This window comes from Mesorhizobium captivum, assembly GCF_033977165.1.
GTDB classification, from domain to species: Bacteria; Pseudomonadota; Alphaproteobacteria; order Rhizobiales; family Rhizobiaceae; genus Mesorhizobium; species Mesorhizobium captivum.
On sequence record NZ_JAVIJB010000021.1, the window covers coordinates 63,664 to 75,568 of the forward strand.

Genomic DNA, 11,905 nt, shown 5'->3' on the forward strand with positions numbered 1-11,905 from the left:
CCGCGACCGCTTTTTCGCCGCGGGACGCAGGCGCCGATGGCCGCCTGTTTTTGGAAGCTATTTGTCATGAGTAAGTTTGTTGCGGCTCTGCCGATGTATGACTGGCCCGAGATGCGTGGCGAGGTCGACGCGCAGTGGGTGCGGCTCCGCGACGCCTTCCGGCAGAGGGGCATAGATGCGCCGGAAGCAACGGCGCGCAGCAATCGCGACCTGCCGCCGGTGCCCGGTGGCATCCGCGACGGCGCCCGAAAGCTGATCGCGCCCGATCCGGCGACGCTGCCACCGGACGAGTTCGATTTCCACCAGCTTTGGCTGAGCCCGGCGCTGCTCTTTGGGCAAACATGCTGGGGTCCGATGGAGCTTGGATTGGCCCGACGCGTGCAGGTGGTCGCCCAGCCAAGCTACGATGCATTCGAAGGCGGGCAGGGCGAGCTCTATTCCAGCGCGCTGGTGATGCTGGCGGATGGCGGACCGTCGGTTGCCTCGCCTGAGGACGGCAGGGCCGTCATCCCGTTCGATCGCATCCGTGGCAAGCGTTTCATCTTCAACAGCCCGGATTCGATGTCCGGGCTGCTCGGGCTGACGCGCGACCTGGACGCGATCGGGGAAAGCCTCGACATCTTCGCCTCGCGCAGCGAAAGCGGCGGCCACCGGTCGTCGATCGTCGCCATCGCCGAGGGCAGGGCCGACGTCGCCGCCATCGACTGCCGGAGCTGGGCGCTGGCGCAGCGTTTCGAGCCGGCGGCGCAGGGCGTGAAAGTGGTCGGATGGACGGCAAGGCGGAAGGGCTTGCCGTTTATTACCGCCAGGACAACGCCGATGGACGTCGTTGCGTCCATGCGGGAAGCCATCGCCGGCCTTGGCCTGGAGGGGTCAGTTGCCAAGCAGCCTTTCGTCGAGCGGGTAGGCTGAGAGCTTTTCGTTGCCGGTCTCGGTGATCAGGATCTGCTCCTCGATCTTGACGCCTTCGCGTCCGCCCAGCCGGCCGATATAGCTTTCCGCGCACAGCACCATGCCGGCTTCGAGCACGCCGTCGGGCGTGTCGTCCGTCCAGTCGATGGCATGCGGCAGCGTCGGGTATTCGTCCGCCAGTCCGACGCCGTGATAGAGCACGCCGTAGCGCGCCGGAAAGCAGTCGCCAGGCGGCACCGCCGAGCGCTCGGCGAGATCGCGGAAAGAGATGCCCGGTCGCATCAGCTCGGTGTTCTGGGCGATCTGGTCGGCGGCGATGCGGAACAGCTCGCGCTGCTCGTTGGTCGGCCTGCCATCTCCGCAAAGCCAGGTGCGCGAGAGGTCGGCGCAGAAGCCATAAGGGCCGATGAGGTCCGTATCGAAGGCGACGAGATCACCGTTCTCGATGACGCGTGACGAGCATTCCTGGAACCAGGGGTTGGTGCGCGGTCCTGACGACAGAAGCCGGGTCTCGATCCATTCGCCGCCGCGCGCGATGTTGCCGCGATGCAGTTCCGCCCACAGTTCGTTCTCGGAAATGCCCGGCTTCAGCGCCGCTTCCATCTCGCCCATCGCCGCCTCGCAGGCGACGATGGCGCGGCGCATGGCAAGGATTTCGTCCAGCGATTTGATCAGGCGCGCATTCTCCATCACCGCTTCGCCATTGCCGACTGTGATGCCGCGGCGGGCAAGCTCGTCGACGCCTTCCGGATTGATGTGATCGACGGCGATACGCCGGTTGCCCCCGCCGTGCTCGGCAAGGAGCTCGGCGATTCCGGTCGCCCAGCGGCGGACTTTCTTGTCGGTCAGCTCGCCGCTGTAGAGATACATCCACGATACCGTGGGGCGCACCTCGTCGACGACGCCGGCGTGATCCGACAAGTGCTCGCAGGAGAAATAATCGAACAGCACCACCGGACCTTCCGTCGCCACGAAACAATGGCGGGTCGGGTTGTGCGCGACCCAGAGCTGCATGTTGGTCGAGTCCGTCGCGTAGCGGATGTTGACCGGGTCGTAGAGCAGGGCGCCGGCATAGTCGCGGCGCTTGAGCTCGGCGCGGATGCGGTCGAGCCGGTAGCTTCGCATGGCCGGCAGGTCGGGAGCGGCAACGCCGGCCGCCGCCCATTCGGCTTCGGCCTGCGCGCCATAGCCCAGCACGTGCTGGTTGAGCGCGGCGGCCTTCTCGCGGGAGGCCTCGCGCAGCGCGTCGACCGAACCCGGCTCGAACGGCATGATCTTGCGGTGGCGGCCGAAGCGTAGTTTGTCCATGCGGTTCCCCCGAGCGCTCTATTGCGCCTTGATCCTGCGAAGTCTGGTGATCGTGACCTTGCGGGCCGCCGGTGCGCTGCCAAGCAGTTGAGGCACCGCGATGCGCCGATGGACGGTGTCCATCACATAGCCGGCCTCGGCGATCCTGTCGAAAATGACAGAAGCCGGTTCTTCGTCATCCGCCAGGACAAGCACCGCAGGCTCGCGAATCGACTTGGCGAAATCGGGTATCTCGTCGTCAAGCACGATGAGATCGGAATCGACCAGGCGAAGATTGCCGATCCAGAACCAGTTTGAAACCACTGTACCGACCGGCCCGTCGGCGGTCAGCTGACGATGGAGCGAAGCGTAGTCGATCCGCACGATGCCGCCGCGGTTGTCGCCGCCATGGACGTGCATGTACCAGCTTACCGGAAGCACCAGGATGGCGATCACGGCGCCGACGAAGACGATCGTCGCCTGCGTCTTCCTGCCTCTTTCCCCCATGGCGTCCAGGCGCATGGCAAGAGCAGCCGGCAGCAGCACAAACATGGGAAGCATCCAGCGATCGCGAAACTGCGTCACGCCGGCCGCCAGCACCACCACGAGCGTGATCAGCAAGGCGAAGGCAATCGCCCGCCAGACCAGCTTCTCGGACCAAGGTGTGGTTTCGGGCGGTGGTGCGGGTTCTTTGCGTGCCAGGAAAAACGCGACGGCAAAGATCGTGGCCGGAAGCCCAGCGAAGTTGAGTATCGCATTGCCCAGGCCGCGAATGCCGCGAGACAAGGTCTTTGCTACGCTGCCGCCCTCGGCAACGCCCAGGCCCCCGCTGTGCGCCAGCAGGTCTCCCAGATGCATCGCGCTCCAGTAGAATGTGGGCAGACAGGCAAGGATCGCCACAACCACGCTGATCAGGAAACGACGGTCGAAGATCGCCTCACGCGTCTCGCGAAGCGACAGCGCCGCAAGGAACAGCGCGGCGAGAAAGATCACCACATTGTATTTCGACAGCATCGCCGCAGCCGCCGCCAGGCCAAGCAGCACATAGGCGGCTGTCGACCGCCGTTTCTGCAGCTCGACCACCGCCAGAAGCAGCAGCGACGAAAAACAAAAAATCGCGACCGAGTGGGTGAGGGCGTGCTGCATCTCCCACGCGATCTGCGGAAAAAGCAGCAGGCCGAACATGGCGGCGGTAGCCGCACGGTTCGAGTAGCCGAGGCGGCGCACCGCGGCGAAGCACGAGATCAACCCACCGGCCAGCAGGACGTATTTGACGATCTTGAGCGCGAGGATGTTGGTTCCGACCAGCGAAGCCGTGAGAATGCCGAGCCAGGTGTATAGAGGCGGCTGCGAGCTGCCATAGCCGGCCGCGAGGAACCGCATCGCCATCAATTGTTCGGCGTCGTCGACGCCGACACCCGTGCCGACGAAGTGGGACGAGAGCGTCATCACCACGATCTGGACAAGGCAGTATGCGAGGGCGAACGCGATCGCGGCGCTGAGAGGGCCGACCCGTTCGTCGCAGAGCCAGTCGGTCCATTTCTCTAGCAACTGCAAGGAAGTCGTCTTCTCATCTAATGCGTTGGTGGCCGGTTGCTATATAGCCGGCTACCCACGAGATCCGAAAGTGGCGCAGGTCCTTATGTGCGCATCTTCTCGCCGCTCGGGTCGAAGGGCGGCTCGACATTGATGCGGGCCGGGCGGCGGTGGCCGAGGATCTCGATCTCGAACAGGCCGGCGCTTTCGTCCTCGGCAAGGCCCGCGGGCACATAGCCCTGCGCCATCGACTTCTGCACGTAATGCGCGTAGCCGCCCGAGGTCACCCAGCCGACAACGCGCCACTCGCCGTCGACGATGCCGCGCACGGCGGAGGCGCCTTCGGCGGCCTTGGAGCCGCGGACTTCCTTGCCCGTCTCATCGAAGCGCGGCGCGCCATAGCCATGCGGCTTTTCCACCGTGCCGTAATCCTTGCTGACCTTGGCCCAGATCGGCTCGTCGCCCATCACGTCGGCGTCGGCCGCGTCGACGATGAAGGAGACGCGGCGCAGCTTCGGCCCCTCGGCCTGTTCTTTCGCCGACGCCTCACGGCCGATGAAGTCGTTCTTCTCGAGCTTGATGAAGCGGTCCATCGAGCCTTCGAAAGGACCATAGATCGGACGAAGTTCGCGGAACCAGGTCGGGAAGTTCTTTTCCAGGCGCATCGACAGCAGCGCGCGCATGCCGAAGTCGACGAGGCCGAATTCCTCGCCGGCTTCCTTGATCGCCTTGTAGACCAGGCGCTGATAGGCGGGCGCCATCCAGATCTCGTAGCCGAGGTCGCCGGTATAGGTGATGCGGTTGACCATGCAGGGTGCGCCGCCCACCGCCATTTCGCGGAAGTCCATGAAGCGGAAGGCCTTGGTCGAGACGTCGACATCGACAAGCTTCTGCAACAGGTCGCGGGATTTCGGCCCGGCGATGGACAGGCCGACAAGCGTCTGGTCGAAACGGTGAATGCGCACCGAACCATCCTTCGGCAGATGCTTCTCGAACCAGCGCATGTGATATTTCTGCGCCGCCGACGAGCCCCAGATCATGAAGCGGTCCTCGCCGGTCTTGGCGATGGTGAAGTCGCCGATCAGCTTGCCGAATTCGTTGACCATCGGGGTCAGCACGATGCGGCCGGTCTTCGGCATGCGGTTGGTCATCAGCCGGTTGAGGAAATCCTCCGCTCCGGGACCCGAGACCTCGTATTTGGCGAAGTTGGCGATCTCGGTGACGCCGACCTTCTCACGCGTGGCACGCACTTCCTCGCCGATCGGACCGAAATCGTTGGAGCGATGGAACGAGACGATGTCCTTCGGCTTGGTGCCCTTCGGCGCGAACCAGAGCGGTGTTTCCAGGCCCCAGCTGTCGCCCATGACCGCGTTGTTGGCGAGCATGGTGTCGTAGAGCGGCGTCGTCTGCGCCGGCCGAGCGGCAGGCAGTTCCTCGTTCGGGAAGCGGATGGAGAAGCGCCGCGAATAATTCTCGCGCACTTTGGCGTTGGTGTAGCGCAGGCTCGCCCATTCGCCGAAGCGGGCGACGTCCATGCCCCAGACGTCGAAGCCCGGATCGCCATGCACCATCCAGTTGGACAGCGCGAGGCCGACGCCGCCGCCCTGGCTGAAGCCGGCCATGACGGCGCAGGCGCACCAGAAGTTGGTCAGCCCTTGGACCGGACCGACCAGCGGGTTGCCATCGAGTGCGAAGGTGAAGGGGCCGTTGATGATCTGCTTGATGCCAGCCTTCTCGATGCCGGGGAAATGCTTGAAGCCGATCTCCAGCGACGGCGCGATGCGGTCGATGTCGGGCTGCAGCAATTCATGGCCGAAATCCCAGGGCGTGTTGACCGGCGACCACGGCTTGCAGGCCTTCTCATAGGTGCCGAGCAGGATGCCGTTGCGCTCCTGGCGGGTGTAGATCTCGCCCTTGAAGTCGAGCACGCCGATCATCTCGCGGCCGGTCGACTTGTTGAATTCCTCGACCTCCGGCATCGGCTCGGTCAAGAGGTACATATGCTCCATTGCCAGCACCGGCAGCTCGACGCCGACCATGCGGCCGATCTCGCGCGCCCACAGGCCGCCGCAGTTCACGACATGCTCGGCGTGAACCGTGCCCTGTTCGGTCACGACGTTCCAGGTGCCGTCGGCTTCCTGCGTCAGGTCGACGACGCGGTTGCGTAGCACGATCTCGGCGCCAAGCTTGCGGGCGGCCTTGGCGTAGGCGTGGGTGGTGCCGGACGGATCGAGATGGCCTTCGACCGGGTCCCACATGGCGCCGACGAAATTCTTCTCGTCCATCAGCGGGAACATCGCCTTCGCTTCCGAAGGCGTGATCAGTTCGGTGTCCATGCCGAGATAGCGGCCCTTGGCGTGGGCAAGGCGCAGGAAATCCATGCGCTCCGGCGTGTCGGCCATCATCACGCCGCCGGTCAGATGCAGCGAGCAGGACTGGCCGGAAAGCTCCTCGATCTCCTTGTAGAGCTGGACAGTGTAAGCCTGCAGCTTGGCGACGTTCGGGTCGCCGTTCAGCGTGTGGAAGCCGCCTGCCGCATGCCAGGACGAGCCGGAGGTCAGCTCCGAACGCTCGATCAGCATGATGTCTGTCCAGCCGGCCTTGGCGAGGTGGTAGAGCACCGAGCAGCCGACGACGCCGCCGCCTATGACAACCGCTTTTACATGAGATTTCATACAGATAGGTCCGTTTTTGAAGAGACTGAATCGAGTGAGCGGGGCCCCCCCTCCGGAGGGAGAGGAAGGGCGCCAGCCGGCATAAGTCCGCGCCTTTCCTCTCCCCCGTCGATCGGGGGAGAGGTGGCGAGCGAAGCTCGACGGAGTGGGGGTCGACAGTTCATCAAACCAATACAGATGATCAGAAGTCGGTCGGCGCGCCGCCCTCGGCGCGGCGCTTCTCGACGAAATCGTTGAGTTCCTCGCGGATCGCCGGGTCCAGATAGGGCTCTTCGTAAGAGGCGAGGCGCTCCTTCCACACCTTGTTGGTCCGCTCCAGCGCCGTCGGCGAGCCCGCCTCGGTCCAGGTCTCGAAATTGCGCCAGTCGGAGACGATCGGCGAGTAGAAGGCGGTCTTGTAGCGTTCCTGCGTGTGCTGGGTGCCGAAGAAATGGCCGCCCGGGCCGACCGACTGGATGGCGTCGAAGCCGAGCGCATCCTGCGAGAGATCGAGCGGAGTGAGGAACTCGGCCACCATCTGCAAGAGATCGATGTCGAGAATGGTCTTTTCGTAGGAGCAGCGCAGGCCGCCTTCAAGCCAGCCGGCCCCGTGCATCATCAGATTGCCGCCGCCCTGGATGGCGCCCCACAACGAGAACACGCTCTCATAGGCCGCCTGCGCGTCGACCGTGTTGGCGGCGCAGGTGTTCGAGGTGCGGTAGGGAATTTGATAGCGGCGGGCCAACTGGCCGCCGACGAGCTGCGCCTTCATGTATTCCGGCGTGCCGAAGGCCGGCGCGCCGGATTTCATGTCGACATTGGAGGTGAAGCCGCCATAGCCGACAGGCGCGCCCTTCTTCACCATCTGCGCGAAGGCGATGCCGGAGAGCGCCTCGGCGTTCTGCTGCACCAGGGCGCCGGCGATGGTGACGGGCGCCATGGCGCCGGAGAGCGTGAACGGCGTGACGATCACCGCCTGGCCCATGCTCGACATCTGGATAATGCCTTCCATCATCGGCACGTCGAGCTTGAGCGGCGAATTGGTGTTGATGATGGTGAAGACCGACGGCTCCTGCATCAGCTGCTCGCGGCTGATGCCTCGGGCGATGCGGGCGATCTCGATGCCATCGACATTGCGCTCCTTGCCGAGCGAATAGATGTGGAAGACCTTGTCGGTCAGCATGGCGAGGTCGCGGATGCATTCGAGATGCCGGACCGATGGATGGATGTCGATCGGCTCGACCGGATAGCCGCCAGTGCACTGCAGGATGTTGTGCATCTGCGCCAGGCGTAGGAAGTTGCGGTAGTCGGCCTGGTTGCCGGGCCGCCGGCCACCATCGAGGTCGGAGCAATTGGGCGCCGAGGCCATCATCGAAAGGATGACGTTGTTGCCGCCGAAGCGCAGATTATGCGCCGGATTGCGGGCGTGGAGCGTGAATTCGGGCGGGCAATGCGCTATCAGTTCGAGGATCATGTCGCTGTCGAAGCGCACGCGTTCGCTGCCTTCGCGCACGTCAGCGCCATGCGCCTTCATGATGCGGCGGGCTTCCTCGTGCAGAACGTCGACGCCGATCTCCTTCAGCACGTGCAGCGAGGCGAGGTGGATCGATTCCAACTCGTCGTCGGACACAAATTTCGTCGGCGCCAGCGGATTCTTGAGCTGGCGGAACGGCGGCTGCTCGAACGCCGCCGATCCGCCGGCGCGCTTTCCCGCACGGCCGCCGCGGCGGGCGCGATCTGTTGCCAATGCCGGTTCGGCGGGATGAAGGGCGGCAGTCATGAGAAGCCTCGTGAGGATGCGAATGTGGCCGGCATAATGGACCGGCGGCAATCTCGCCGGTAAGGAGGCGGCGACCACTAGGGCGAGGGAAGCGACATGCCGGAACGGCAGCCGGGTGCCGTCAGCACTGCAATGTGAGAGCCGTTACAGTTCTGTCTTTTACTTCCACTACACTTGTGCGTTGAGCATCAAAGGGGGTAACGATGCCTGATGTCATCAACGTGCGCGCGGCGACCAACAACGAGGTCGCGTTCCTGGCATGGGATATTGATGGGATGATCCCGGGCTGCCTTGGCTTCGAGATCGTCCGTATTTATCCGGAAACCGGCGAGGAGCGCTGCCTGGCATCGTGGGTGCCGTTCAAGGGACAGCGCAACCCAAGATGGATTCCCCAGGACACCGGCGTGTGGCCTGTGCAGAAGACCTTCTGGCGCGATCTTACGGTGCGCCGGCGCCGCGATAGCCTCGATCTAAGACCGGAGGGTGAGAGGATCGCCTATCGAGTGCGGCCGGTTGGCGACATGAAACCGGGCCTCGATCCGGTGCCCGTGCGCCCAGACCAGATCGTCGACGGCAAACCTGCATATGAAGGCGCGCCGCGGCCGCTCGGCTATCTTGGGCAGGGCGCTACGAGCCCACCGATCTTTCTCGGGCAGATGTTCGGCAAGGCCCGTGTCGCCTTCACCAATGGCGTGCTGTCGACGCAATGGATGTCGCATGCGCTGGCGGAAGCCGGCATCAAAGTCGGGCAGCGCGACAAGATCAGGGCGGAATTGCAGAACCCGGCGAGCAAGATACGGGCCTATCTTCATGGCGACGTGCCGAATGTGCTGACCAGCCTGCTGGAGCGGGCCAAGACCGAAGGCGGTACCGTCAGGCTTGCGCTTTATGAACTGGGCGACGACGAATTGTGCAAGGCGATCACCGACGCCAAGAATTTCGTCGAGGTTATTCTTTCCAATTCAGCCAAGGACCGGCCTTTCGATGCGCCCGACAAATCCGAAGTCTGGGACGCCGGCAATGCCCCGTTCAGAAAGCGGCTGCGTGACGCAGGCGTGTCGCTCACCGACCGGTTGTTCAACAACAACCATATCGGCCACAACAAATTCGCCGTTTACCGTGACGCCCAAGGCAAGCCGCAAGCTGTCATGACCGGCAGTACCAACTGGACGTCGACCGGCATTTGCGGACAATCCAACAATGCTTTTGTCCGCGACGATCCGGCTATGGCGGAGGTGTTCAACGCCTATTGGGAGCGTATAAAGGCCGACGCCTTCCCGCCGCCGGTCAATGAAGGCGCGCCCGGTCATGTCGCGCAGACGCAAGGCGTGCCGTTTCGTACGGAAAACCACATTCCGAACCCATTGAGTGGCGCGACGGCGCCGTTGGATGGGCTTACCGTGTGGTTCTCGCCGAATGATCCCAAGCGCAACAAGAAGGACATCTCTGTCCTGCCCGTCGACCTCGGCGATGTTTTCGCCCGCATCGAGGCCGCGAAGGATGCGGTGCTGTTTCTGGTCTTCAATCCCTCGGTGCTCGGCGACAATTCGATCATCGATCACGCGGTCGCGGCAGCCAAGGCCAATCCGAAGCTAATCGTGCAGGGCGCCATCAGCGATGAAAGCGCCATGCCCAACTACGTCGCGCCGACAAAGGATCCGGTCACCCACAAGTCGAACAAGGACGGCAAGGCACCTTTCGTCTATCCGGAAAAGGTCTGGGAGTTGCCGAACGTCTCGATCGTGAGGGCGGCGAACCTGACCGCCGCCTCGATCGCCAGAGATTTCCAGGCGGAGGTACTCACTATCGGCCACGCCATTGTGCACGACAAGATCGTTATCATCGACCCGATGGCAGACAACGCCACCGTCATCACCGGCAGCCACAACCTCGGCTACAAGGCTTCCTACGAGAACGATGAGAACCTGGTGATCGTGGAGGGCGACAAGACGTTTGCAGCAGCGTATGCGGTGCACATGCTCGACGTGTTCGATCACTACAAATTCCGCGCCTGGCGCCGGACGATCGGAAAAGGCCCGTCGGACGACGACGGAATAGCGATCGATGACAAGTGGCTTAAACCTTATGCCGACGGCAAGAAGGGGGCGATCGCCCGGTATTTTCCATAAGGCGTGGTTGAGACGACGACACGCAGACCTGTTGCCGCGACGCCGTTCGTCTGGCCCGTGCTCGTGGTCATGGGCGCGGTCGGCTACGGCGTCTACACCATGGCGCTGATCGAGCTCGGCAGCCGCTTCAAGGGCACGGCTCTGGTCGCCGGCAATGCCGCTTTCACCTTGATGTTGGGCGTCGGCGGCATCGTCGGCCCACGTGGCGCCGGCGCGCTGATGCAGGCGATCGGACCGATCGGGCTGCCGGCGGTGATCGCCGGGCTCGACGCGCTGCTTGTGGGTTTCGCATCCTACCGCTCCTTGCAGCGCCGGCGCTCCTGACAAGTATTGGCTGGAGCATGCGCTTTCGCCGCCGGTGGGCCTTACGCCGATCAGCCGTAACGGCTAAGCCTCCGAGCGATTGGAGCAGTGATGATGGCTCTGGCGAAATCAGAGACCGGCGAGAGGGTGCAATGGGCGGCGATCACCGGCGTGATCGCGACCGTGTCGGTGTTCGCCATCGCGCAGGGGCTCTCCTATCCGCTGCTCAGCTTCATCCTGCAGCGGCAGGGCGTGTCGCCGGCCGTGATCGGCCTGTCGGCGGCGATGACGCCGGTCGGCTTCATCCTGTCCTCGCCGCTGATCCCGGGGCTGGCGCGCCGGTTCGGGGCAGGGCGCACCGCGCTCTCTTGCGCCGTGCTGTCGGCGCTGGTGCTGGCGCTGATCGGCTGGACGCAAGACCTCTATTTGTGGTTTCCGCTGCGCTTCCTGATCGGCGTGGTGACCAATCCACTTTATGTGCTCAGCGAAATCTGGGTGATCGCGCTGGCGCCGCCATCGCGGCGCGGGCGCGTCATGGGCATCTATTCGACCATCATCTCGGCGGGCTTCGCGGCAGGTCCGCTTTGCCTGCTGGCGGTCGGCACTGAAGGCTGGCCGCCTTTCCTGGTTGGTATCCTTGCCTTCCTCTTCTGCGGCGCCTGCCTGGCGGTCGTGGTCAAACGCCTGCCCAAGGTTGATCAGGCCGGCGAGACCGTTTCGGTGCTGGGCTTCATGCCGCTCGCCTGGCTGCTTCTGTCGGCGGTCGTCGTCGCCGCCGGTTTCGAGCAGTCGGTGCTGGCGTTGCTTCCCGTCTACGGCACCCACTACGGCATTCCCGAGGCACGCATGTCGGCGCTGCTCTCGATGATGATTGCCGGCAACATCGCCATGCAGGTGCCGCTCGGCCTGCTCGCCGAAAGGCTGACGGCGCGCCTGGTGCGGTTCGGCTGCGTTTCGGTGACGGTTCTAGGCTGCGTGCTGTTGCCGGTTCTGATCGAGACGCCGCTGATCTGGCCCTGCGTCTTTATCTGGGGTGCCGTGTCCTACGGCATCTACACGATGTCCATCATCGAGCTCGGCGAACGTTTTGCGGGCTCGGCGCTGGTCGCCGGCAATGCCGCCTTCTCGCTGATGTGGGGTGTCGGCGGCATCGTCGTGCCGCCGCTCGCCGGTGGCGCGATGGACGTGATCGGCGCGGCGGGCCTTCCGGTGACGCTCGGCGCGATCTGCGCGGCATTGGCCGTAACGACCGTCTTTCGCCGGCGAGTGGTGTAGGCTGAGAAGCCGTCGAGCCGGCTCTTGAA

At 64.1% G+C, this 11,905-nt stretch carries 8 protein-coding genes; 4 read left to right on the plus strand and 4 right to left on the minus strand.

What is annotated here, in order from left to right; all coding sequences use genetic code 11:
• Positions 1 to 66 precede the first annotated feature (66 nt).
• Positions 67 to 912: a phosphate/phosphite/phosphonate ABC transporter substrate-binding protein gene (locus RFM40_RS18755; RefSeq protein ID WP_320272030.1), complete on the plus strand. Its 846-nt coding sequence runs from the start codon at positions 67 to 69 to the stop codon at positions 910 to 912.
• Here the strand turns inward: RFM40_RS18755 and RFM40_RS18760 are convergent.
• From RFM40_RS18760 to RFM40_RS18775, 4 genes are all read right to left on the minus strand, one after another.
• Positions 874 to 2,220: a M24 family metallopeptidase gene (locus RFM40_RS18760; RefSeq protein WP_320277997.1), complete on the minus strand. Its 1,347-nt coding sequence runs from the start codon at positions 2,218 to 2,220 to the stop codon at positions 874 to 876. The genes RFM40_RS18755 and RFM40_RS18760 overlap by 39 nt on opposite strands.
• An 18-nt stretch (positions 2,221 to 2,238) precedes the next feature.
• Complete coding sequence (locus tag RFM40_RS18765) at positions 2,239 to 3,756, minus strand: ArnT family glycosyltransferase (protein WP_320277998.1); 1,518 nt, start codon at positions 3,754 to 3,756, stop codon at positions 2,239 to 2,241.
• A gap of 83 nt (positions 3,757 to 3,839) precedes the next feature.
• The gene (locus tag RFM40_RS18770; protein ID WP_320277999.1) at positions 3,840 to 6,410 is read right to left on the minus strand and encodes a GcvT family protein; all 2,571 of its coding nucleotides are present in this window, start codon (positions 6,408 to 6,410) and stop codon (positions 3,840 to 3,842) included.
• Between the two features lie 181 nt (positions 6,411 to 6,591).
• A complete protein-coding gene (locus tag RFM40_RS18775; protein WP_320278000.1) occupies positions 6,592 to 8,169 on the minus strand; it encodes a trimethylamine methyltransferase family protein in 1,578 nt (525 codons plus the stop codon).
• 203 nt (positions 8,170 to 8,372) lie between these two features.
• Here RFM40_RS18775 and RFM40_RS18780 point away from each other — a divergent pair, with 203 nt between their 5' ends.
• The 3 genes from RFM40_RS18780 to RFM40_RS18790 all read left to right on the plus strand — a co-directional run bounded on the left by RFM40_RS18780 (position 8,373) and on the right by RFM40_RS18790 (position 11,876).
• Positions 8,373 to 10,298 (plus strand): phospholipase D-like domain-containing protein, encoded by a 1,926-nt coding sequence (locus RFM40_RS18780; protein ID WP_320278001.1) that lies wholly within the window; start codon positions 8,373 to 8,375, stop codon positions 10,296 to 10,298.
• A gap of 3 nt (positions 10,299 to 10,301) precedes the next feature.
• The gene (locus tag RFM40_RS18785; RefSeq protein ID WP_430691704.1) at positions 10,302 to 10,622 is read left to right on the plus strand and encodes an MFS transporter; all 321 of its coding nucleotides are present in this window, start codon (positions 10,302 to 10,304) and stop codon (positions 10,620 to 10,622) included.
• 93 nt (positions 10,623 to 10,715) lie between these two features.
• The gene (locus RFM40_RS18790) at positions 10,716 to 11,876 is read left to right on the plus strand and encodes an MFS transporter (RefSeq protein WP_320278002.1); all 1,161 of its coding nucleotides are present in this window, start codon (positions 10,716 to 10,718) and stop codon (positions 11,874 to 11,876) included.
• Positions 11,877 to 11,905: the final 29 nt, after the last annotated feature.